The organism is Shewanella hanedai (genome assembly GCF_007197645.1).
Classification (GTDB): domain Bacteria; phylum Pseudomonadota; class Gammaproteobacteria; order Enterobacterales; family Shewanellaceae; genus Shewanella; species Shewanella hanedai.
This window is the reverse complement of record NZ_VKGK01000010.1, coordinates 1-22,359: the sequence shown is the minus strand read 5'-3', so window position 1 is coordinate 22,359 and position 22,359 is coordinate 1. Positions and strand designations below refer to the sequence as shown.

Genomic DNA, 22,359 nt, shown 5'->3' with positions numbered 1-22,359 from the left:
ATGACACAAGAGAGTGAAGCGCGAATCGAACTACCCGTACTACCACTAAGAGATGTGGTGGTTTATCCCCATATGGTAATTCCGTTATTCGTTGGACGGGAAAAGTCTATTCGTTGCCTAGAAACGGCGATGGAGCAAGATAAACAGATCATTTTAGTAGCCCAGCGTGATGCTGAGCTCGACGACCCAAGTACCGATGACATTTTTGAGGTCGGTACAGTCGCCTCAATTTTGCAATTACTGAAACTGCCTGACGGGACTGTCAAGGTCTTGGTAGAAGGCGGCAAGCGTGCGCGTATCGAGAAGTATACCGATGAAGAATCTTTCTTCGTTGCAACTGCGCACTACCTCGAGTCTGAGCCTATGGCTGAGAAAGAGGAGGAGGTACTTGTACGTTCTGCTGTCGGGCAATTTGAAGGCTACATAAAGCTTAATAAGAAGATCCCACCAGAAGTCTTAACTTCACTATCTGGCATAGATGAAGCGCCTCGTTTAGCTGATACGATGGCTGCGCACATGCCACTTAAGCTTGAGGATAAGCAAGCTGTACTTGAGATGGTGGATGTTGCTGAGCGTCTTGAATACTTGATGGCGATGATGGAGTCTGAAATTGACCTACTTCAGGTTGAGAAACGGATCCGTTCACGCGTTAAGAAGCAGATGGAAAAGAGCCAGCGCGAGTATTATCTTAACGAGCAGATGAAGGCGATTCAAAAAGAACTTGGTGATATAGACGAGTCTCATGATGAATTTGAATCTTTAGCGCGTAAGATCGAAGACGCTAAAATGCCAGAAGAGGCTAAAGATAAAGCCACTGCTGAGCTGAACAAATTAAAAATGATGTCGCCGATGTCAGCGGAAGCAACAGTTGTGCGCAGTTACGTTGATTGGATGGTTTCAGTACCTTGGTACCAGCGTTCTAAAATCAAGCGTGACTTAGCTAAAGCACAAGATGTGCTTGATACTGACCACTTTGGACTTGAGAAAGTCAAAGAGCGCATCTTAGAATATCTAGCAGTTCAGAGTCGTGTTAAACAGCTTAAAGGTCCTATTTTGTGTTTAGTTGGACCACCGGGTGTGGGTAAAACCTCTCTAGGTCAGTCTATTGCTAAAGCTACTGGCCGTAAGTATGTACGTGTTGCCTTAGGTGGCGTGCGTGATGAAGCGGAGATCCGTGGCCATCGTCGTACATATATTGGTTCTATGCCGGGTAAGGTCATTCAAAAGATGGCCAAAGTTGGGGTTAAGAACCCACTCTTCTTACTCGATGAGATCGATAAGATGAGTTCTGATATGCGCGGCGACCCAGCATCAGCATTGTTAGAAGTCCTTGATCCAGAACAGAATTCAACATTCAGTGACCACTACTTAGAAGTGGATTACGATCTGTCTGATGTGATGTTTGTTGCTACGTCTAACTCGATGAATATTCCGGGCCCATTGTTGGATCGTATGGAAGTTATCCGTCTTGCTGGTTACACAGAAGATGAGAAGTTAAACATTGCTAAACAGCATTTACTGCAAAAACAGATTGAGCGTAATGGACTAAAGCCGAAAGAGGTGACTGTTCACGATAGTGCGATTATCGGCATTATTCGTTATTACACTCGTGAAGCCGGTGTGCGTGCACTTGAACGTGAACTGTCTAAAATCTGTCGTAAAGTGGTTAAGAAAATTTTGCTTGATAAGAGCGTGAAGCACATCGAAGTGACACAAGATAACCTTAAGTCATTCTTGGGTGTACAACGTTGCGATTACGGCAAGGCTGAATCAAACAACCAAATCGGTCAAGTGACAGGGCTTGCCTGGACTGAAGTGGGTGGAGATCTGCTGACCATTGAGGCGACATCAGTACCAGGTAAAGGCAAGCTTAGCTATACCGGTTCACTGGGTGATGTGATGCAAGAGTCGATTCAAGCTGCAATGACAGTGGTTCGTGCTCGTGCTGAGCAATTAGGGATTAACCCCGACTTTTATGAAAAGCGTGATATTCATGTTCACGTACCTGAAGGCGCAACACCGAAAGATGGTCCATCTGCAGGTGCTGCTATGTGTACGGCTTTAGTGTCTAGTTTGACAGGTAACCCGGTACGAGCGGATGTTGCCATGACAGGTGAAATTACCCTACGTGGTGAAGTACTACCAATAGGTGGATTGAAGGAAAAATTGCTTGCTGCTCATCGTGGTGGCACTAAAATTGTGTTGATTCCAAAAGAAAATGAGCGTGATTTGGAAGAAATTCCGGCAAATGTTGTTGCCGATCTTAAAATTTATCCGGTACGTTGGGTTGACGAAGTTCTGAAATTGGCTTTAGAACGTCCGATTGAAGGCTTTGAAATCGTGAAAAACTTGGGTTAACGCATGAAAATGGCGAAATGCTGCAAAAAAAGTGCAAAAAGGGGCTTTTTAAAGTCGCTAGCTGTGGTAGCCTAGGTCTGTGGTAAGCTCACACCTCGCAAGCCCTTGGGGCAACTGGTTTTGAGCTATTTTTAATTATATTTCTTAGCTTTTTCTGTAGAGCTTGAACTTTAGTTTCAAGCTTGTTATAAAAGCCTCCGCAGACCGTTCCACTGAAGGAAATGGATGCGTAACAAAAATTACATTCAAGGGGATGACATGAACAAATCTGAACTAATCGAGAAAATCGCTTCTGGTGCTGACATTTCTAAAGCCGCTGCTGGCCGTGCATTGGATTCTTTCATTGAAGCTGTAACTGATGGCTTAAAAGATGGCGAGAAGATTTCTCTTGTTGGTTTTGGTACTTTTGAAGTACGTCAACGTGCAGAGCGCACTGGTCGCAACCCACAAACGGGTGCTGAGATCAAGATTGCAGCAGCTAACATTCCTGCATTCAAAGCAGGTAAAGCTCTTAAAGACGCTGTAAACTAAAATTAGTTTAGCCTTTTTTGTAAGGCTTCATACTTTCTTAATGAGCTTTTAAATAGAGACAAAAGCACAGTTTACTACAGTGCTTTTATAAATAGTTAAGTATGATAGGGCGCTTTAGATTTTAATTTCTACTGACCCTAATGTTTACGATAAGGCGCATCTCGATCACCGCGATGCGCCTTTTTATTTTTTATCGCAACGAGCGAGATATCCAATGTTAGAGAAGATTCGCGAAGGCTCACAGGGCGTGATTGCAAAAAGCATTCTGGTTCTAGTGATACTTTCCTTTGCATTTACTGGCGTGAGTAGCTATTTAGGTTCATCGACAGAGGTTGCTGCAGCCACTGTTAATGGTGAAGAGATCAGTGAGTCTGCTTTGGAACAGGCCTATCAAAGTGAACGTGCTCGTTTAGAGCAACAACTTGGCGAGATGTATGGTGCACTTGCGGCTGATGACACCTACTTAGCCAGTGTTAAGCAAAGCGTATTAGAACGTCTTGTTGCTGAAAAATTATTAGATCAGAGCGCGACAGAGCTTGGCTTACGTGTTTCTGACGAACAGATTAAGACAGCGATAATGACTGAGCCTGCATTTCAAACTGATGGTCAGTTTGATAACGACAGATATCAATCTATTTTGCGTCAGTTAGGTTACCAAGCAAATTCATTCAGAAACATGATGCGTACCGATATGACTCGTCGTCAACTCGTTGCTTCATTAGTGGGTTCTGAGTTTGTACTCGCTGGAGAAGCTGATTACCTTGCGGGTATTCAGGGGCAAACGCGTGATATTCGTTACCATACTGTTGATGCGACTCCATTTATCGCAGAAGCTGTGGTTACCGATGAAGAAGCTAAAGCATTCTACGATGCGAACCTAGCACAATTTATGAGCCCTGAAACACTTAGCCTTGAGTACATTGAACTCAATGCTAAAGACATGGCGACAGATGTTGTTATCAGCGATGCAGATGCGAAAACTTACTATGATGAGAACAAGCAGCATTATTTAAAAGCTGAAAAGCGTTTAGCTGCACATATTCTCGTTAATTTAGGTGATGATGAATCTGCTGCAAAAGTAAAAGCTGATGCAATTTATGCCAAGCTTCAAGCGGGTGAAGATTTTGCTGAACTAGCTAAAACAGAGTCTGATGATACCTTTAGCGGTGAGCAAGGTGGACAGCTGGATTGGTTTGAACAAGGTGTAATGGAGCCTGCATTTGACGAAGTGTTATATTCACTGTCGAATGGTGAGTATTCAGCTGTTGTTAAAACTACATTTGGTTATCACATCATCAAGTTGATTGATGTTCAGCCAGGTTCAGAAGCACCTTTTGAAGATGTTAAAGCAAAAATCATTGCCGATTTAAAAGAAAAAGCGGCTATCGATACTTACTTTGGTCTGCAACAAACTTTGGCTGATGTCAGCTATGAAGTGCCTGATACTTTGAGCGAAGCGGCGAAAGAGCTTGGTGTTGAAGTTAAAACAACGCCTGTTTTTGCACGTAACAATGCACCTGCACCTTTTGATAATCCTGAAGTATTAAAAGCTGCATTTTCTAATAGTGTCTTACTAGACGGAATGAACAGTGATGTGATTGATATTGAAGCTAACCATGCAATGGTTATTCGTATCAAATCTCACGCTGCTGCTGGTACCGTTGACTTTGCTAAGGTTAAATCAAGCATCGTTCAGCGCCTACAACAGGAAAAGGCCAATGAAGTTGCCAGAGATAAAGCTCAGGCACTCATGACCGCATTCCCGAGTACAGATGTTGAATTTATCACTAAAGTGAATGCAGGCCGTTTTGAGCAAGATGTTGACGGCGCAATCATCAACAAAGCATTCCAGATGGCGCAGCCTGATGGAACCGCGATTGTGGATACTGTTGCACTTGCCTCTGGATACGCTGTTGTTGTACTTGATAAAGTGAATGCTGCCGAAGGTGTTGATGACAACATGCTAGGTGCGTTGAAGCAAAGGCTAAACGCCCAGTACAGTGAAGATAACTATCGTGCGCTAATAGCAACACTAAAAGCAAACAGTGAAGTGGTTTATTCAGCGATACAATAAGATCTGAATAAGTATGAATTTAAAGGCCAGCATTTGCTGGCCTTTTTTATATACGATGTATTTATCCGTGATCGCAGGGTGCCAGATATTCCTGATATTGATTGCAAATTTCCACAATCCATTGCAGTCAGAGCTATGAACCCGCTCCAGCACTGGGAAGGCGATCGACAAGTCGGGAGGGAGACAACATAGTGAGGTATATGTCTGCTATTAAATTAATTTCAGATTGCTAAAGAAGAGATTGTTAAGAGTGTTTTCAGGGGGGATGGTTTAAATACTGATTAATATTTGGGGGGAGTGAGTGTGAGTACTACGAGAAAAAACAATGCAATATATTTTATGTATATTGCATTGAACAATGTTCTATCTGGTTGTCGCTATTAATCTACAGCAACCATCACATTACTTGCCTTGATGATAGCATAAGCGTTGCCACCCACTTCAAGACCTAAACTCTCACATGATGCTTTTGTTACCACAGAGGTAATTTCAACACCAGGTGCAAGTTCGATAACCACTTCATTGTTTACTGAACCTTCAGAGATTGAAATAATCTTACCGTTCAAAGAATTACGTGCGCTGATTCTCATTTTATTGACCTTACTTAATATAATCCTAAGTCGAGAATTGTATTGGAATACGCGTTAATACGGAATTAACTTTTAAAAAAATGCGCCACTTTTTGAAGTGACGCATCTTAGTCGTTATTTTGAGCTAGGTATCTGTTTGTTTTTAAAACTGTTCTACATCAAAATTTACTTCAGGGTTAACATCGACTTCGTAATCTACAGATTCAATACCAAAACCGAAGAGTTTTAAGAATTCATCTTTGTATTCACGATAATCAGTTAACTCACTCAAGTTCTCAGTAGTGACTAATGGCCATAAGTCGCGGCAATGTTGCTGAATTTCTTCGCGCAGTTCCCAGTCATCTAAACGTAAGCGATTGGCATCGTCGACTTTTGGAGCTTGGCCGTCTTCACGGTATAAACGTTCCGCAAACATACGATTAATCTGTTCCATACATCCTTCGTGCAATCCCTCTTCGCGCATTTTTTTAAAGACCATAGCGATGTAAAGAGGCATGACAGGAATGGCTGAGCTAGCCTGAGTCACAACGCTTTTAAGCACTGCAACATTAGCACTACCGCCAGTGACAGATAGCTTGTCATTTAATGCGTTAGCTGCACGGTCTAAATCCATTTTGGCTTTGCCAAGAGCACCATGCCAGTAGATAGGCCAAGTCAGTTCAGTGCCTATATAGCTGTATGCCACTGTCTTACAGCCATCAGCGAGTACACCAGCGTCGGAAAGGGCTGCTAACCAAAGCTCCCAATCTTCTCCACCCATCACTGTGACAGTATCTTGGATCTCTTGCTCTGTTGCTGGCTCTACGCTAGTTGCGATGATTAAGTCTTTATTGGTGTCAACAGCCGTTGCAGTGTAAGTCGTGCCGATAGGCTTAAGCGATGAGCGAATAAGCTCGCCAGAGTCAGGCAGTTTACGCACAGGAGACGCGAGTGAGTAGACCACCATATCAATTTGACCAAGATCAGCTTTGATGATGTCTATCGCTTTCTGTTTTGCTTCATGACTAAACGCATCACCATTGATGCTTTTAGAATATAGACCTTCAGCTTTTGCAAACTTATCGAATGCTGCTGAGTTATACCAACCTGCTGTACCTGGCTTTTTTCCTGTTCCAGGCTTTTCAAAAAAGACACCTAGAGTTGCAGCCCCACTACCAAATGCAGCAGCGATACGTGAAGATAGACCATAGCCACTAGAAGAACCGATAACTAATACTTTTTTCGGTCCATTTTTGATGGCACCTTTAGCTTTAGTTGTATTGATTTGTTCGAGTACATTGGCCTCACAACCGACAGGATGAGTGGTGGTACAGATAAAGCCACGTGTTTTAGGTTTAATTATCATTTTTCTGCTTCTCTTTAAAAAGTGTCGATAGGATAATTAATCAAAGGGAAAAAGACACTTTTTTTTGATTAAATATCCCTAAATAGTGAGTGGTTGGAGCAGTGATACCAATCATCCCCGCTTATGGTTCAGTAAGTCTTGTTGTTGGAGTAATCTTTGTGTGTATTCATGTTGAGGTGAATTAAACAGATTTTCTGTTGTGGCCTTTTCAACCATTTCACCCTTGTGTAACACCATTATTTTGTCACTGAAGTGCCTAATAATACTTAGGTTGTGGGAAACAAAAATATAGGAAAGTCCCATCTCTTTTTGCAATTTCAGTAGCAGGTTTAAAATTTGAGAACGAACCGAAAGATCGAGTGCTGTTAAGGCCTCATCTGCGATGATGATTTTTGGATTCAGCATTAACGCACGCGCAACGGCGACTCGCTGTTTCATGCCTTCTGAAATCATGTGAGGGTAAAACTCAGCATGTTCAGGTAATAACCCAACTTTTCTCAATGTATCTATGACTTGTGCTTTTCGTGCTTGAACGTCGAGATCAGTATTGAACTTTAACGGTTCATCGAGAAGTTCCCCAATGGTTAATCTGGGGTTAAGTGAGGTATTAGGATCTTGGAAAATCATTCTAATCAACCTACACCTTTGTTTGAGGTTTCTGAGCTCTAAGGCTTCACCTTCAAAGAGGATTTCTCCGGTTGTTCTGACTTCAGCGCCGACCAAAATACGGGCAAGCGTACTTTTACCTGAGCCTGCTTCACCGACAATGGCTAAGGTCTCACCTCTGTTCAAAACAAATGAAACCGGGTGTAGCGCTTGATTATAAGTACGCTTGAATCCCTTGTAACCCGTCTCGAAACGTTTACTTAACTTATTAACTTGAAGCAGTGGACTCGTCATTACATTGCTCTTCATGGTACGGAAAATGGCATGCGAAATAGCGATTCTTTTTGTGGCAAAGGTTGGGCTTATTCACACATTTTTTCTGCGCTTCGGGGCATCTGGGACCTAATCGGCAACCAATGGGAAGATGCTGCAACGCTGGAGCAGATCCCCGCAAGGTCGGCATGATACTCTTATGGTTCATCTCGCCTGAATAGTTTGGAATGTTATCTAGTAAGGCTTTAGTGTAAGGGTGATAGGGCTGAGCGACGATCTCTGACGTTGGTCCTGACTCCATAATTTGGCCACAGTACATAACCGACAGTTGGTCGCACCACATGGACAAGGTCTCTAACTCATGGCTGATAAGCAGTATTGATACACCTTGAAGTTGGTTCAGTTTACTCAAGAGTCTGAAGATCTGTGCTTGAGTTTGTATTTCCATGGAGTTTGTCGGTTCATCGGCGATGAGTAATCGAGGTTGATTGGCAACAGCCATTGCGATCATGACTTTCTGACATTCACCTTCAGACAATTCCCACGCATAACTCGACATCACTCGTTCGGTATTTTTAATCCCAACTTTATGAAGCCACTTTTCGGCGGTTTGTTTTTTCTTCTTGGTTCTGCGCCAAAATGGTGTTTGCTTATGTGCAGGCATTGATTCAATTAACTGCGCGCCGACACTGATGACAGGATCTAGGCTACTTGAAGGGTCTTGGAATATCATGGATATCTCGCTGCCCATCAAATTACGCCGTTGCTTTGAACTCATCTCAAGTAAGTTACGCCCATCCCACATCATACGATCAGCTGTAATGCTCCAGTTATGCCCAGGGATCCCCAGTATGGCTCGAGCAAGCAAACTACGGCCAGAACCAGACTCACCGACTAGTCCGTGGATTTCAGCGGCATTAATGGTCAGGCTGACTCGTTCGAGTGCTTTGACACGCCCGTGAGGTGTATCGAGCTCTATGGTTAAATTACGAATATCGAGTAGAGGCATAATATCTAATAGAGACTTAGTTATTGATCGGCGACAGCGCCGATCTTAAGCCGTCACCGACTAAATTAATGGCGAGGACACTACACAAAATAGCAACCCCAGGAATTGTCACTGTCCAAGGGGCGGTTAAAATGTTATCCATTCCCTGTGAGACCATCGCACCCCATTCCGGACTCGGTGCTTGTGCCCCTAAGTTCAGAAACCCCAGTGCTGCAATATCCAATATTGCTGCTGAGATCCCTAATGTTGTTTGAATAATAACCGTATCCCACACATTTGGCATGATCACATACCAGAATATTTGTATTGGGTTTGCGCCATCTAACTTGGCCGCTTTGACATACTCTTTTTGCAGCTCTTCATGTATAGCTTGATGTATCGCACGAACGAATTGGGGAGTGAGCGCAATGCCCACGGCCCAAAAGACATTATTCAGTCCTGGTCCCATTACGGCGACGACTAAGATAGCCATCAAGAGGGAAGGAATAGAGAGCAAGGCATCAAGAAGATGGCTCAAAATACTCGACTTTAACCCTTTCATCATGCCAGAAATTGAACCAATGATAAAACCAAGTACAAGTGAGGTTAATACTATGCCTAATGCCACGCCAAATGTGAGATGGGCGCCATGGAGTAGTCGACTAAAGATATCTCTTCCTAGATCATCAGTTCCTAGAAAGTGTTCTACCGTGCCGGCCGGATCCCAAGATGGTGCTAATAATAGCGCCTGTGGATCTTGATGTTCCGCGCTATAAGGGGCGATTAAAGGACCAAACACTGCCAGTAATAAAAATCCAGCAACAGCCCATAAACCTGCAAATGCAAACGGATTGTCAGCAAAGGTGAGCCAGATTTTGCGCATTGGGGATGGAATTTCATCTCCCTGATAGACCTTAATTTGAGGCATAAAGTTCTTTCCTACTAAGCGGGTTAATGCTTGTGTGTAACACTTCTATCATGATGCTGAGAAAGATGATGATCAGAGCTACCGCGAGTACGCCACCTTGAATAACAGTGTAATCTCGCTGGTATATTCCAGCGACGAGCCAAGACCCGATCCCTGGCCAAGCAAAAATGACCTCCACGACCATGGCATAACTCGCAAACGAGCCTAACATCAAGCCTAAACTCTTTATCACAGGGATCACAGCGTTTGGTAAAGCATGTCGCAATACGATTCTGGACGTGTGCAAACCTCTTGCTTCAGCTGCCTTTATATAGGTTTGATCCATGATGGTCATCATCGCGGAACGAGTGATCCTGACGACAACCGTAAAAGGTAAAACAGCGAGAGTGATAGCGGGCAAAATAATATGCAATACTGCATCGAAAAATGCTGAGGTACTGTAAGGCGATGTGGATAATAAGGTGTCGACTAACATAAAACCAGTAACGGGTTCTATCTCATAGAGCAGATTGAGTCGTCCGGAGATGGGGAGCCAGCCCAGCTCAACACCGAACCAAAGAGATAAGGTTAATCCTAACCAGAATACTGGGATAGAGTAACCCGTTAATGTGATCGCCATGATGGTGTGTTGGGTCACTTTATGTCGACTGAGTGATGCGAGAATACCGAGAGGTAAACCGAACATTAGCGCGAGCGTTCCTGATACGGCAGCAAGTTCAAAAGTGGCTGGAAGCACTGACGCCAGCTCATCGGCGACAGGTCGCTGAGAGGTGGCTGAAATACCAAGGTTACCGCTGAGTCTTTGTTGTAGATAGGCGATGAATTGATTAAAAACGCCGCTATTTAAATTAAAATCAGTCTCTATTTGGGCAATTTGTTGGGCATTAGGTGACTGTATGCCTGTGAGTGCGAATCGTTGTTCAACAGGGAACTGGTTGGTCACAATAAATAACACAATAAATAGCACTAATGAGGTGGCTAAAAACAGATTCAGCCTTCGTAACAGATAGCGGACCATTATCTTAGCTCCTCTTTGGGTTTATTCTGATTAGCACTTTCTTCCGTTCCCGTGAATGAAATGCCCCCAAAGGGTGTTAACTCCATTTCGCTGACGCCCTTATGCTTAAATGCGAGTTTTGTTGCATGGGCGAGTGGGAGCATAGGAAGCTGTGACGCAAAAATGGCCTCAGCTGCTTGATAGAATTTTTTCCGCTCCTCTATGTTCGTAGTGGATCGTGCTTGAGCTAAAATCAGATCCAAATCTGGGTGACACCAACGAGAGCGATTACTGCTCGATGTTACTGATGAGCAGCTTAGTATGGGGGTAAAGAAATTATCTGGGTCACTATTATCTGCAGTCCAACCGATGAGTACCGAGTCGTAACTATGTTGACTCAGTTTTTGGTTAAACACACTCCAGTCATAGCTGACGATATTTACTTTTACGTCGATATTAGCCAGATCAGCTTGGATCAATTCAGCGGTTTTCAAGGCATTTGGATTGTAAATGCGCGCAACAGGCATGGCCCATATATCAATGCTTAACTTGGTGATATTTGCTTCTTTGAGTAGACGCTTAGCCTCCTCGGGATCATAATTGATAATCGGCTTATTTTCTGAATATGCCCATGACATCGGCGGTAACAATCCCGTCGCATTCACGGCTGTTTTTTGGTAGACCACACGGAGTATGTTTTCTCTATCGACCGCATGGGCTAATGCTTTTCTTACTCTGACATCATCAAAAGGCGGTTTTTGAGTATTAAAAGCCCAAAAAGCGACATTAAACCCGGGTTGTGAGTCTATGACTAACTCATCATGGGCCAAGATAACCTCTAGTTCACCCGCTTTTGGAAGCGCAGAAACACTGCAATCTCCGGTGATCAGTTTTGCTAATCGTGAAGTACTTTTTGGCGTGATATCAAATACCAGCATTTCAGATTTCGGTAAAGTGCGCCAATAATGCTCATTTCTGTGGTAACGAATATACTCGTTTTTCACATATTTAATGAGTTGAAATGGACCTGTACCAATGGGAAGTCTATCGATTTTTTCTTTTTCACCGCGTATGGCCAACCCATCTGCGTATTCCTCGGATAGAATAACGGCGAATCCTGAGGCTAGGTTAGAGAGAAATGAAGCATCACGAGCGTTGAGATGGAAGGCGACTTTATCATCTGAGATTTTTTCAATGAGGTTGATCTGCTTGTCAAACCCGATACTTTGAAAGAAGGGGTAACCTGTCTTTGATACGGAATGATAGGGGTGATTTGTATCGATGACTCGATTAAAAGAAAAGAGTACGTCATCAGCATTAAACTGTCTGCTCGGCGTGAAATCAATGGATTGGTGAAAGTCGACACCTTTACGTAAGGTAAATGTATAGGTGAGTTCATCATCACTAATCAGCCAATCAGTGGCAAGAGATGGGGTAATTCTTCCCGATTTAGCATCATAATCGACCAAGCTATTATAGAGCTGTTGTGATGTGGCATCGACAGTTGTTCCGGAAGTCACTAACTGGGGATTAAAAGATTCTGGATTCCCTTCAGAGCAATACACCAAACCTGGTGGTACGCGTTGGGGACCACACCCTACAGCAAGCACGCCTAGACAAGTGACCATGGCGTATCGAGATAGACGCTTTATCAGCATGCTCATCAAATATTCATTTTTTCTGGACTTAGGCAATCATTTTAACAGTGCAGCAGACAGATGAGCAATGTGCTTATGTTATTAAAACAAATCATGCTTTATCCAGTAGGTTGTATTTTTTCAATATCCCTCGTAGTTGGTGATAACTTAGTCCTAATAATTCCGCAGTTTTCTTCTGATTGTATTGGCCAGCCTCTAGCGCTTGTTTGAGTAAGATGACTTCAAGTCCTTCACAATGCTCTTTAAAATCGATGGGGAACGCAGGTGGGAGTGAAGAGGAGCTACTCATTTGAGTCGGCTCTGCATTGGTTGATGTTTGTACACTACTCGTTTCAACGTTGGCTTGTGATTGTTGACGTTCAATCGTTTTAACTCTGGTGGTTGGACGGTATGGAGATGCAAATGGATCTAGAATGATGTTTTCAATGGCTGCTTCACTTTCAGCATTACGGTAGACACTGCGCTCTACAACGTTTTTCAGCTCACGTATATTTCCTGGCCAAGGGTGATCCATGAGTTGTTGCATAGCCGAAAGGCTGAAGCCTTCAAACAATTCCATCTTCAATTGTCTGGCCATGCCTACGGCAAAGTATTCTGCCAGTGGCTTTATATCCTCTTTACGGTGTCGTAATGGAGGCAAGGTGATCACATCAAAAGCTAAACGGTCGAGTAGATCAGCACGAAACTCTCCGGCTTCGGCTAAAGAGGGGAGATCTTCATTGGCGGCGCAGACGAGTCTGACATTAGTTTGAACCGTTTTACTGCCCCCGACACGCTCAAACTCACCATATTCAATTACTCTTAGCAGTTTTTCTTGGATCAAACCTGAAGTATTGGCTAATTCATCGAGAAAAAGTGTGCCACCATCAGCGCGCTCAAAACGGCCTTCATGTTTTTTATTTGCGCCAGTAAATGCACCAGCATCATGGCCAAATAGTTCACTTTCGAGTAAGTTCTCACTTAATGAGGAGCAGTTGAGCTTAATAAAGTTTTGATCCCAACGCTTTGATAAGAAGTGAAGTCGTTCGGCGATCAGCTCTTTACCGGTTCCTCGCTCACCGATGATAAGTACGGGCTTGGAAAGCGGCGCAATTTGAGAAACATGCTCTAGTACTTCTAATAGGGCATTAGACTGGCCGATAAGATTATCTTGCTGAAATTGATTTGCCACAGTAAGTTTTAGTCTTTAACGCTAATAGTTGGTGAAAATTATAATAATCCCCTCTGTTAATAAAAGAAAGAAAAAGTTAATATATTGGTTAAGTTATTGTATTTAATGAGTTGTTGAAAGTTGGCACGGAAAGTGGATTAAACTCTACGACACCAACATTAATTTTGAGGATAGTATTATGGGAATTTTCTCTCGCTTTGCAGATATCATTAATTCAAATATCAGTTCATTACTTGATAAGGCTGAGGATCCAGAAAAAATGGTACGCCTGATTATTCAGGAAATGGAAGATACTTTGGTCGAGGTTCGTTCTACTTCAGCTAAAGTACTCGCTGAGAAAAAAGAGCTACTTCGTCGTATCGCTAAGGTGCAGGAGCAGGTTGAAGATTGGCAGAATAAAGCTGAGTTAGCATTATCAAAAGATCGTGAGGACTTGGCTAAAGCAGCGTTAATCGAAAAGCAGAAAGCAACAGAACTTGCCACAACGTTAACGCAAGAGTTAGTGGTTGTTGAAGAGCAAATCACCCGCCTTAAAGAGGAAGTGAACCTGCTACAAGAGAAATTGGCTGATGCCAAAGCTCGTCAAAAGACCATCATTATGCGCAAGCAGACTGCAAGTTCACGTTTAGAAGTAAAGAAGCAGTTAGATTCGAGCAAAATTGATAACGCGATGAGTAAGTTTGAACAATATGAGCGTCGTGTTGAAGGTTTAGAGTCTCAGGTAGACGCCTATGACTTAGGTAACCAGAAGAGTTTGAGTGATGAGTTTGCAGCGCTAGAAGCTGAAGATTCAGTGTCAGCAGAACTTGAAGCATTGAAATCTAAATTAAATGCTGAAAAGGCGAAGGCAAAAGCTAAAACAACAAAATAGTAACCATTCAGAGGTGAGTTATGATAGATATTTTAGTGGCTCCAATTATTATTTTTCTAATAATCGTTGCACCCATATGGCTGATTCTTCACTACCGCAGTAAGCGCCAAGTGAGCCAGGGACTTACTGAAGAAGAGTATGCACAGCTAAATGAACTCATTACCAGAGCCGATAAAATGGCTCAGCGTATCGATACATTGGAAGCGATTTTAGACACAGAAGCACCGCAGTGGAGGACGCGTGATGATTAACCATTATCTGGTTATTACATCATTGCAAGCCCCGTTTATATTGGAGGAGTTAATATGAGTCAAGCAAATGGACGTACTTTATATCGTATCCCCCAGTCAGGTAAAGTTGCCGGTGTCTGTGCAGGAATAGCCGATTACTTTAATTTTGAAACTTGGCTGGTGCGTGTTGCCGCTGCATCTATATTTCTTTTAGGTGGTGGTGGACCCGTATTATTCATCTACATCTTATTGTGGGTTATATTGGATGCGAAGCCTGGCACTGAAAAGTCGGATGTTAAAGCACACAAAGATATTGAAGTTAAGAAAAAAGTTTGGCAAGCAGGTGAGTCTGCTAAGATGGCACTTCGAGATGTCAGTGAAAAGTTTAGTGGTCTTGAGTCAAGACTTCAAAAGTTGGAACGACACGTCACATCTGATAATTTCGATCTCAAACAAGAAATCAATAATCTTTAATCACTCCAATGGGCGGACACTCCGCCCAGATAACTTTTAAGCATGGTCTATGAGTCGTATAAACCGCTCTTTATCTAAGTTAACTCAACAAGTCTCTCATACCACAAAAGCACTTGCCCATCGCACCTCAAACAGACATGTACGTTTGGCTGTCACCGGACTTTCAGGGGCGGGTAAAACGGCTTTTATTACCGGGCTTGTGGATCAACTACTCAATTCTGGTCTGGTAGGAGAACACAATAAATTACCCCTGTGGCAGGTGAGTCGTGAAGACCGTTTATACGGTGTGAAGCGAGATCTACAGCCAGATTTAACCGTTGCGAGTTTTGATTACGAACAAGCAATGAGTGCATTGCGCCTTTCTCCACCACAGTGGCCAGCGTCCACCCGAAGTATCAGTGAACTTAGGTTAGCCATCCGTTATCAGCCCCAAAAGGGAATTTTGGCAAAATTAACCGATAGCGCGACTTTATACCTCGATATCGTGGATTACCCTGGTGAGTGGTTGCTAGACCTGCCAATGTTAAAACAGTCTTATCGGCAGTGGTCTATGGTACAAAGCCAACGGGAATCAATACTAAAGCGTTCGACATTCTACCCCGCATTTTCTGAAGCCCTAGGGGCGCTAGATCTCAGTGCCAAAGCGGATGAAGCTGAGTTAAAGAAACTGGCGGCTCTATATCAGCAAGTATTGCTAGATAGCGTTAACACACATGGGTTTTATTATGCTCAGCCTGGGCGGATGTTACTTCCGGGTGAATTAGTCGATGCACCTGTTCTGGCATTTTTTCCTCTTTTTGGTATCAATGATGAAGTATTAGCAGCGCGTGAGAAAGATGATGCAGGCACGGCATACCATGTACTGACAACCCGCTTTAATGAATATAAATCTAGGGTGATCACCCCTTTTTATAAAGAATATTTTGCCAAGTTTGACCGTCAAATTTTATTGGTCGACTGCTTTACGCCTTTGAATAGAGGTAAAGCGCAATTCGATGATATGACTCAAGCACTCAATGGCATTATGGAGAGTTTCAAGTTTGGTCAATCTAACTTGTTAAAGCGTTTGTTTTCTCCAAGAATCGATAAGTTACTGTTTGCGGCAAGTAAAGTGGATCATGTCACCCGTGATCAACAAGGCAATGTACTGTCATTGCTGACCCAATTGGTAAAGCAGAGCCAGAAACAAGCAAAATTTGAAGGTTGTGATGTTGAAATTATGGCGATAAGTGCCATCAAAGCGACTAAGCATGCCATGGTCAAATCTGGAAGTGCCGACATTGAAGTGGTTCATGGCCGGGAGTTGTCTACCGGTGAGATGGCGACGCTTTATCCTGGAGAGGTGCCAAAGCATTTACCTAAAGATGAGTTTTGGGATGCACAAGGATTTGATTTTACACAGTTCGCGCCTCCGCAAATGGGATCGGAATCCAAAGGGGCCAACTTTGATCATATTCGCCTAGATCACCTTCTACAGTATATTTTGGGCGATAAGTTAAAGTAAGCAGAACACCTGTTCTGTTTACGTAAATTTGAGAGTGCAAATGGAAGATAATACCCGTTTAAGACAATCACAGCGTTTTGATACTGATCCAGATGTGGTTGAATCACCATTGCGTGGTGCACAGCATTTCGATGAGGATGAACTGCGATTTATTCCAGAAGTAAGCACCGAACCTCATGTCAGTGATGATGAGATCGCGCGCGTTATACAGGCTGAAATGGGGTCGATGAAGCATAAATCTAAACGCAGCAGAAAATGGTCCTTATTAGCGAAACTGTCTGTGTTGGGATTAGGCTTACTCTTAGCGACAGAAACCTTGTTGGGCCTTAAAAATGCATGGGTTGAAAGCCCATGGTTATTTGGCCTCTACTCCTTTGTTATCTCGGCACTGTTGTTATGGGCTGGGAGTATTGGTGTCAGTGAGTGGCGTAAGCTTGTTAGGCTTAAATCAGTAGAAGAGAGCCAGCAGATAGGCGATAGATTATCGCAAAGTGTGCAATCAGGGGAAGCGGACAAGTTTATCAATAAGATAATCAATAAACTGCCAAGTGAGGTCCCACTTGAAGCTTACTTATCGGTCGTCAGAGATGAGCAAAATGATGCTGAAAAACTCATATTATTTGATGAGTTGGTTTTGTCTGAAAGAGATCTAAAAGCCAAGAAAATGGTTCGGCGTTTTGCTATGGAATCCGCGTTATTATTAGCTGCAAGTCCACTGGCGGTGGTTGACATGGCGATTATTCTTTGGCGCAATCAACGCATGATTTATAACATTGCCGATTGTTATGGAATAGAGCTAGGTTATTGGAGTCGAGTTAAGCTAATCAGAGGGGTGATTGTTAATATCGTTTATGCTGGAGCCAGCGAAATCGCAACGGATCTCGGGACTCAACTACTGTCAGTAGAGATGACCGGGAAGTTATCTGCAAGGTTAGGTCAAGGACTCGGTGGAGGTCTATTAACGGCCAGGTTGGGTTACCAAGCGATGGCGCTTTGTCGGCCAATCTCATTTAAAGAGGGAACAAGGCCAAAGCTTGCCGGTATCCATAAAGAGTTGTTATTAGAGCTGAAGGAGTTCTCATCAGAAATAATGACAAAAACAGTTGTTCGTAACAAAGATTTTACAAGTCGAGATTGATTAATTTTTCAGTTTGGTTTACTCCGAAGGTCATAAAGGTTCAAGGTTAGTCATTCATTCACATCAATTATAAAACCAACCGTGAATGATTGACCTCGGAGAGATTTATGCAAGATAAATGGAAGTTAGCCACAAAAGTTATCCACGCAGGACATATCAGAAGCAGCTGTGGCGCACTTGTATCCCCTTTATGCCAGAGTGCCACATTCGTATTTGATACTGCAGAGCAAGGTGGAGAGAGGTTTGCAGGAGAGCAACCCGGCTATATTTACACCCGCTTAGGCAATCCGACAACGGCTGAGCTTGAACGTAAAATGGCAGAGCTGGAGGGCGCTGAAGCCGCCGCGGCGACAGGGTCGGGGATGGCTGCAGTTTCATCTGCTCTTTTGGCTAATTTACAACAAGGCGATCACCTTGTTGCTTCCAAAGCCGTTTATGGCTGTACGTTTTCGCTAATGACATCACAATTCTTACGCTTTGGCATTGAGGTCTCTCTCGTTGACTTTAATGATCTGTCTGCAATTTCGGCAGCAATCAAACCGACAACAAAAGTACTGTTCTGTGAAACTCCTGTTAATCCTCATCTTGATGTATTCGACTTGGACGCCATTGCGGTCATAGCGAAAAATCATAACTTGGTCAGTATTGTCGATAATACCTTTATGACTCCGTTGCTTCAGCAGCCGTTAACACATGGAATCGATTTGGTTGTTCACAGCGCGACTAAATATCTCAATGGCCATGGCGATGTTATTGCAGGCATTATTTGTGGCAGTCACGAACAAATAGAAAAGATTAAATATGAAACTCTTAAAGATCTCGGTGGCGTTTTATCACCCCATGATGCTTGGTTGATTTTAAGAGGTCTGAAAACCTTAGATGTTAGATTAGAGCGTCATTGCGATAATGCTGAGCGTGTGGCTCACTATCTTTTGAAGCATCAAAAGGTGACCAAGGTTTATTACCCAGGGCTTGAAGGACACAGCGGTTATCCTTTACTCGGTACACAGATGAAAAGAGCTGGCGGGGTGATAGCGTTCGAACTTCAAGGAGGAATGGATCAATCTCTGACGTTCATCAACAGTCTAACGCTATTCTCGATTGCCGTAAGCTTAGGTGATGCAGAATCCCTGATACAACATCCAGCTTCGATGACGCATGCGACATATACAGAGGAGGAAAGAGAGCTTGCGGGCATTAGCGAGAACCTTCTACGTGTATCGATAGGACTTGAGTCTGTCGAAGACTTGATTGTTGATTTAGATAAAGCGCTAAGTTTGGTGTAGCAAATTAAATTTAAGGCTCAGTGACTAAATGCACTGAGCCTTATTTTTTAGATCTTATACTGGTTGGTATCAGAACTCCCAGAATACATGGGCGATGATATAAAGCACAATCATACTGATAAAGTTGATTATCACACCTGCACGCATCATCTCCGATTGTTTAATAAACCCTGAACCATAAACAATGGCGTTAGGCGGAGTGGCTACAGGCAGCATAAAGGCGCACGACGCTGCGATGCCGATTAATACCGATAACATCACTGGTGATAGACCGAGGGCTTCGGCAATTGCTGCAAAAACTGGAACCAAAAGAGCCGCGCTTGCTGTGTTACTGGCAAATTCAGTTAGCATGATGACAAAGAAGATGACGGCGAAGATAAATAACGCCATGTGCGTATTACCAAAAATATCTGTGACCCAATGGGCTAAGAAAACGCTGGTTCCAGTCGCCTTTAATATGGCACTTAATGTCAATCCGCCGCCAAATAAGATTAATACTCCCCAATCCGTGGTACGTTCAATTTTTTTCCACTCCACGAGTCCAAGGCCAGCCAGTAAGACGACAGCTCCTAAAGCCACAATCGTGTCGAATTGTGCGATGCCGCCAAGCGCTTGTGAAAGCGGCCTGCTAAATATCCAACAACAAACGGTTGCGGTAAAAATAAATAGGGTCAACTTTGCCTGGCCACTCAGTTTGGTTTGTGTCTGAGTCAATTCACACACAACGCTTAAATCAGGTTTTAGATAAAGGTAAAGCGCGATTAACATACTGGGTAGCATAAGGGCGACCGTAATTAATCCAAACTCTAACCAGTCACTGAAACTCAGGCCTACTTGTGCAGCTGCAATCGCATTAGGTGGACTGCCGACAAGTGTGCCTATTCCTCCTATATTGGCAGAATAAGCGATGCCTAAGAGCATAAACAGGTAGGTATTCTTATGCTCCTTGAAGTCGAGTTGATTCAGTATCCCCAAAGCAAGTGGCAGCATCATCGCGGCTGTTGCCGTATTGCTTATCCACATTGAGAGAAAAGCGGTAATGCCGAATAGAAACATACAGGCTAGGCTGAGCTTCCCTTTTGAGGCCGTTAACACCTTTTGGGCAATCAATCTGTCGATGCCTTGATGATTGAGTGCTGCAGCGAGTACAAATCCACCAAAAAAGAGATAGATAATCGGGTTAGCAAAATTGCTCATCGCCGATTTGGTTTCAAAAATACCTAAAGTTACCGCGAGAATTGGCACCAGTATGGCGGTTATACTGATGTGGATCGCTTCTGTGAGCCATAGAATTGCAATAAAAATCAATACAGAAAAGCCAGTATTGATCCCTTGTTCGAATGGAAGAAAATTATACAGCAGTAAAAACAGTGCGATATCAGCGAGTAGAATGAGTCGTTTCTTGTTTTGTGTATTATCAGGTGCAGGAGTCGCTAACGGTCCTTCGGTTTGTTCAATCGACATGTAACAGTCCCTTGTGGTTATTATTATGTTTGTCACATTAGCTGAATGTTTACCATCAATAAAATATTTTTGATGGTGAATTAATGACTAAAATTTAAGGCGAAAACGCGCTTAACTACTCGTAAATCTTAATTTTGTGATCTTGGTGCGGGAATGTTGTCTTAAACCGATCTTATTAAATTTCAAAGCACTCTCATTAGACTCGTTAACTGAAAAAAATGAAAGTACCTCAAAGTGTAAATTCGTGATACTCGTCAATGTTCGTGGTGCTATTGATTGGTTGTGCTCAAACATTGGCAGGATTTGAGACTCTGGTCTACATTTGTAACTTAGCCAAGGATCAATGGATTAACGGCTATATACATATGGATTAATAAAGGAGTTTCACTATGAAATATCACGTCATTATCGGTTTGTTATTAACAGCTGTTTGCTCATTGAATGCTGAAGCGGGGCAGAAACCGCAAGATGTTTCGCAGGCAGTTAAGCAGCCAACATCGTCACTTAATCAACAATTACTCAGTGTGAATATTAATACGGCAAGTGTGTCAGAGCTTGCTCGTTTAAAGGGCATTGGAGAGTCGAAAGCAAAAGCCATTGTGGAGTTTAGGAAAGCGAATGGTGAGTTTAAGGCGATTACTGAGCTGGAACAGGTCAAAGGCATTGGTGCCAAGTTGGTTGAAAAAAACAAGTCAGTCATTGTTTTATAAGATAAAGGCCAATAATTAGATGAATTTGCTTATAGAACCAGCAGTTGAACATTATCTTGCTCTATGGGTCGTTTAAGGACTTGATTGCGGGGCGGGCTTAGTAGATAATGCTCGGCGTTCGAGAGGAGAAATCCTAGCGAAAGCAATGGTGACCTTAGGGTCCCCCCGCAATGATAACTTGTGAACTCGGCCAGACCCGGAAGGGAGCAACCGCAGCAGGCGACTCATGTGCCGGGGTGTGGCTCTAGGGGAACCTCCAAAATCCTCCTAGCACACCAATTTATTAGCTCAATTTAAATCAAAATCAGCTCAAGTGATACACTTGGTTGCACTGTTATATGCTAAATACCTTCTGCTCTATTCCCAAATTTATATATTCATCTTACTATTCTTTAAGTTGGTTTCATTAGACTGGTTCGTTATTTGATTTTTTTGCTAATAAGCATAATTTCATTGTTGTCTATAGCCTGCGGCTCGCTGAATGTGTAAACACTTCTGTGACACGGTGAATAGAAACTTTCAGTTTCTGAGTTTAATGAACGAGAGACACGGATGTCGAACTGGCCTTTAGATAGGATATCATTCGAGCACAATCCCTGTGGGCTCTGCCGTGACATCCATGTCACGGAAGGTCACAGCCGTGTTCACACCCTGTTGTTCATCTCTTCGATTTGAAATTTTGGTTATTGCTTATTTTTGGACAAAAGTTTGCTGACTTGCCTGATAGCAAATTTCAAATATCTTTTAGGTTAGGTTCATTGAACAGGTTTGCAGTTTGGTTGGCTTATGATCAACCATGACTTCATCTCTAATCTATAGCCTGCGGCTCGCTTAATGTGTAAACACTTCTGCGACACGCCGCAAGCACAATCCCTGTGGGCTCTGCCGTGACATCCATGTCACGGAAGGTCACAGCCGCGTTCACACCTAGTTGTTTATCTCTTCGATTGAGGTTTTGGGCTGTGATTACCGAGGGATACTGACGGGTTAATTACCGCGGGACTTTGTCGTTTTGCATTATCGAGTTTAGCCCATTCATATCACTTTCACTACGGCGTTTTCACCAATCCCTCTGCACGCTCGATCCGTAACACCTTAGTATTCAGTTTTTCTCTTACCCAGATATTTCTGATTGTAGAGTGACTGATTGATATATTGTACCT

General features: G+C 43.1%; 19 protein-coding genes and 1 other RNA gene. 11 read left to right on the top strand and 9 right to left on the bottom strand.

Annotated features, from left to right (window positions below; genetic code table 11):
- The 3 genes from lon to FN961_RS09890 all read left to right on the top strand — a co-directional run bounded on the left by lon (position 1) and on the right by FN961_RS09890 (position 4,963).
- Positions 1-2,358: an endopeptidase La gene (lon, locus tag FN961_RS09900; protein ID WP_144040024.1), complete on the top strand. Its 2,358-nt coding sequence runs from the start codon at positions 1-3 to the stop codon at positions 2,356-2,358.
- A 258-nt stretch (positions 2,359-2,616) separates the two neighbouring features.
- Complete coding sequence (locus tag FN961_RS09895) at positions 2,617-2,889, top strand: HU family DNA-binding protein (protein ID WP_144040137.1); 273 nt, start codon at positions 2,617-2,619, stop codon at positions 2,887-2,889.
- Positions 2,890-3,103: 214 nt separating this feature from the next.
- A complete protein-coding gene (locus FN961_RS09890; protein ID WP_144040023.1) occupies positions 3,104-4,963 on the top strand; it encodes a SurA N-terminal domain-containing protein in 1,860 nt (619 codons plus the stop codon).
- 380 nt (positions 4,964-5,343) lie between these two features.
- On the opposite strand, the gene FN961_RS09885 is transcribed toward FN961_RS09890, so the two are convergent.
- The 8 genes from FN961_RS09885 to pspF form a co-directional block, all read right to left on the bottom strand.
- Positions 5,344-5,553, bottom strand: coding sequence for a TOBE domain-containing protein (locus FN961_RS09885; protein ID WP_144040022.1), 210 nt, complete (start codon positions 5,551-5,553; stop codon positions 5,344-5,346).
- A 142-nt stretch (positions 5,554-5,695) separates the two neighbouring features.
- Positions 5,696-6,898, bottom strand: coding sequence for an enoyl-ACP reductase FabV (fabV, locus tag FN961_RS09880; RefSeq protein WP_144040021.1), 1,203 nt, complete (start codon positions 6,896-6,898; stop codon positions 5,696-5,698).
- 111 nt (positions 6,899-7,009) lie between these two features.
- Positions 7,010-7,798: a peptide ABC transporter ATP-binding protein gene (locus FN961_RS09875; protein WP_144040020.1), complete on the bottom strand. Its 789-nt coding sequence runs from the start codon at positions 7,796-7,798 to the stop codon at positions 7,010-7,012.
- A complete protein-coding gene (locus tag FN961_RS09870; protein ID WP_144040019.1) occupies positions 7,773-8,786 on the bottom strand; it encodes a peptide ABC transporter ATP-binding protein in 1,014 nt (337 codons plus the stop codon). The genes FN961_RS09875 and FN961_RS09870 overlap by 26 nt, the downstream gene beginning before the upstream one ends.
- Positions 8,787-8,802: 16 nt before the next feature.
- Positions 8,803-9,693 (bottom strand): ABC transporter permease subunit, encoded by an 891-nt coding sequence (locus FN961_RS09865; RefSeq protein WP_144040018.1) that lies wholly within the window; start codon positions 9,691-9,693, stop codon positions 8,803-8,805.
- A complete protein-coding gene (locus FN961_RS09860; protein ID WP_144040017.1) occupies positions 9,680-10,711 on the bottom strand; it encodes an ABC transporter permease in 1,032 nt (343 codons plus the stop codon). The genes FN961_RS09865 and FN961_RS09860 overlap by 14 nt, the downstream gene beginning before the upstream one ends.
- Positions 10,711-12,354 carry an ABC transporter substrate-binding protein gene (locus FN961_RS09855; protein ID WP_144040016.1) on the bottom strand — a complete coding sequence of 548 codons (1,644 nt, stop codon included), beginning with the start codon at positions 12,352-12,354 and terminating at the stop codon, positions 10,711-10,713. The genes FN961_RS09860 and FN961_RS09855 overlap by 1 nt, the downstream gene beginning before the upstream one ends.
- Positions 12,355-12,439: 85 nt before the next feature.
- The gene (gene pspF / locus FN961_RS09850) at positions 12,440-13,519 is read right to left on the bottom strand and encodes a phage shock protein operon transcriptional activator (RefSeq protein WP_144040015.1); all 1,080 of its coding nucleotides are present in this window, start codon (positions 13,517-13,519) and stop codon (positions 12,440-12,442) included.
- 178 nt (positions 13,520-13,697) lie between these two features.
- Here pspF and pspA point away from each other — a divergent pair, with 178 nt between their 5' ends.
- The 6 genes from pspA to FN961_RS09820 all read left to right on the top strand — a co-directional run bounded on the left by pspA (position 13,698) and on the right by FN961_RS09820 (position 19,022).
- Entirely contained in the window at positions 13,698-14,390 is a 693-nt protein-coding gene (gene pspA, locus FN961_RS09845; RefSeq protein WP_144040014.1) for a phage shock protein PspA, read from the top strand.
- A 20-nt stretch (positions 14,391-14,410) separates the two neighbouring features.
- Positions 14,411-14,641, top strand: coding sequence for an envelope stress response membrane protein PspB (gene pspB, locus FN961_RS09840; RefSeq protein WP_185972768.1), 231 nt, complete (start codon positions 14,411-14,413; stop codon positions 14,639-14,641).
- A 54-nt stretch (positions 14,642-14,695) separates the two neighbouring features.
- Positions 14,696-15,094, top strand: a complete 399-nt coding sequence (gene pspC / locus FN961_RS09835; protein ID WP_144040013.1) for an envelope stress response membrane protein PspC — start codon at positions 14,696-14,698, stop codon at positions 15,092-15,094.
- 49 nt (positions 15,095-15,143) lie between these two features.
- Entirely contained in the window at positions 15,144-16,598 is a 1,455-nt protein-coding gene (locus tag FN961_RS09830; protein WP_144040012.1) for a YcjX family GTP-binding protein, read from the top strand.
- Positions 16,599-16,638: 40 nt separating this feature from the next.
- On the top strand, positions 16,639-17,736 hold the full coding sequence (locus FN961_RS09825) for a TIGR01620 family protein (RefSeq protein ID WP_144040011.1): 1,098 nt from the start codon (positions 16,639-16,641) through the stop codon (positions 17,734-17,736).
- 107 nt (positions 17,737-17,843) lie between these two features.
- Positions 17,844-19,022, top strand: a complete 1,179-nt coding sequence (locus FN961_RS09820; protein WP_144040010.1) for a trans-sulfuration enzyme family protein — start codon at positions 17,844-17,846, stop codon at positions 19,020-19,022.
- A 69-nt stretch (positions 19,023-19,091) separates the two neighbouring features.
- Here FN961_RS09820 and FN961_RS09815 read toward each other — a convergent pair whose 3' ends face one another.
- Entirely contained in the window at positions 19,092-20,486 is a 1,395-nt protein-coding gene (locus FN961_RS09815) for an SLC13 family permease (protein WP_144040009.1), read from the bottom strand.
- A 389-nt stretch (positions 20,487-20,875) separates the two neighbouring features.
- Here FN961_RS09815 and FN961_RS09810 point away from each other — a divergent pair, with 389 nt between their 5' ends.
- Both FN961_RS09810 and ffs read left to right on the top strand, forming a co-directional pair.
- Positions 20,876-21,196 (top strand): ComEA family DNA-binding protein, encoded by a 321-nt coding sequence (locus FN961_RS09810; RefSeq protein ID WP_144040008.1) that lies wholly within the window; start codon positions 20,876-20,878, stop codon positions 21,194-21,196.
- A gap of 154 nt (positions 21,197-21,350) precedes the next feature.
- Positions 21,351-21,447, top strand: an RNA gene (ffs, locus tag FN961_RS09805) — signal recognition particle sRNA small type.
- Positions 21,448-22,359 lie beyond the last annotated feature (912 nt).

Bases quoted from the DNA above. Each gene is read 5' to 3' on its own strand.
- FN961_RS09885 (WP_144040022.1), bottom strand. From the start codon at position 5,553: ATGAGAATCAGCGCACGTAATTCTTTGAACGGTAAGATTATTTCAATC.
- FN961_RS09890 (WP_144040023.1), top strand. From the start codon at position 3,104: ATGTTAGAGAAGATTCGCGAAGGCTCACAGGGCGTGATTGCAAAAAGC.
- FN961_RS09855 (WP_144040016.1), bottom strand. From the start codon at position 12,354: ATGAGCATGCTGATAAAGCGTCTATCTCGATACGCCATGGTCACTTGT.
- pspC (WP_144040013.1), top strand. From the start codon at position 14,696: ATGAGTCAAGCAAATGGACGTACTTTATATCGTATCCCCCAGTCAGGT.
- pspB (WP_185972768.1), top strand. From the start codon at position 14,411: ATGATAGATATTTTAGTGGCTCCAATTATTATTTTTCTAATAATCGTT.
- FN961_RS09870 (WP_144040019.1), bottom strand. From the start codon at position 8,786: ATGCCTCTACTCGATATTCGTAATTTAACCATAGAGCTCGATACACCT.
- FN961_RS09825 (WP_144040011.1), top strand. From the start codon at position 16,639: ATGGAAGATAATACCCGTTTAAGACAATCACAGCGTTTTGATACTGAT.
- FN961_RS09830 (WP_144040012.1), top strand. From the start codon at position 15,144: ATGAGTCGTATAAACCGCTCTTTATCTAAGTTAACTCAACAAGTCTCT.
- FN961_RS09875 (WP_144040020.1), bottom strand. From the start codon at position 7,798: ATGACGAGTCCACTGCTTCAAGTTAATAAGTTAAGTAAACGTTTCGAG.
- FN961_RS09895 (WP_144040137.1), top strand. From the start codon at position 2,617: ATGAACAAATCTGAACTAATCGAGAAAATCGCTTCTGGTGCTGACATT.
- FN961_RS09815 (WP_144040009.1), bottom strand. From the start codon at position 20,486: ATGTCGATTGAACAAACCGAAGGACCGTTAGCGACTCCTGCACCTGAT.
- FN961_RS09810 (WP_144040008.1), top strand. From the start codon at position 20,876: ATGAAATATCACGTCATTATCGGTTTGTTATTAACAGCTGTTTGCTCA.
- FN961_RS09860 (WP_144040017.1), bottom strand. From the start codon at position 10,711: ATGGTCCGCTATCTGTTACGAAGGCTGAATCTGTTTTTAGCCACCTCA.
- FN961_RS09865 (WP_144040018.1), bottom strand. From the start codon at position 9,693: ATGCCTCAAATTAAGGTCTATCAGGGAGATGAAATTCCATCCCCAATG.
- pspA (WP_144040014.1), top strand. From the start codon at position 13,698: ATGGGAATTTTCTCTCGCTTTGCAGATATCATTAATTCAAATATCAGT.
- FN961_RS09820 (WP_144040010.1), top strand. From the start codon at position 17,844: ATGCAAGATAAATGGAAGTTAGCCACAAAAGTTATCCACGCAGGACAT.
- lon (WP_144040024.1), top strand. From the start codon at position 1: ATGACACAAGAGAGTGAAGCGCGAATCGAACTACCCGTACTACCACTA.
- fabV (WP_144040021.1), bottom strand. From the start codon at position 6,898: ATGATAATTAAACCTAAAACACGTGGCTTTATCTGTACCACCACTCAT.